Raw genomic sequence first — 556 nt, 5'->3', positions numbered from 1 at the left:
ATGAACCATCAAGCATGGTGAACAACCTTTTGATGGGTAACGGTAGCAAAGCGGTGGATCACTTTAACCGTTTTTGGATTAACTCTACGTTCGGTATTCTCGGTGTATTTGACATCGCAACTGCGGCGGGTATCACCAAGTACGACAATAAAGAGTTCAGCAGTGCTGTTGGTCATTATGGCGTAGGGAATGGCCCATACTTTATGATACCTGGTTATGGTCCTTATACTTTGCGAGAAGTGACAGATACCGTCGATGGTATGTATCTCCCATTATCTTACTTGAATATTTGGGCTGGTTTAGGGAAGTGGGCATTAGAAGGTTTGGAAAAACGAGCGTTGCTTGTACCGCAAGAAGCACAGCTTGATAGTTCTCCAGATCCTTATGTACTGACTCGAGATGTCTACATTCAGCGTCAAAACTTTAAAGCAGAAATCGACACGGTAGAAGAAGTGAATCCGGAAGAAGAAGCGTTGTTAGACGAATATCTAGATGAATTCTAATCGTTGATGTTTCAAATAAAATGAACGCAATAAAAAAGGCTTAGCAAGTGCTA

Annotated in this window: 1 protein-coding gene; it reads left to right on the top strand. The window is 41.9% G+C overall.

The features are described 5' to 3' along the window. The coding region (locus R7R24_RS29455; RefSeq protein ID WP_318120557.1) for a VacJ family lipoprotein at positions 1-503 on the top strand (503 nt) is incomplete at its 5' end. Between the last annotated feature and the right edge of the window lie 53 nt (positions 504-556).

The organism is Vibrio sp. 704 (assembly GCF_033339295.1).
Note: the sequence above shows the minus strand (reverse complement) of the source record. Positions and strands in the feature narration are given on the sequence as shown.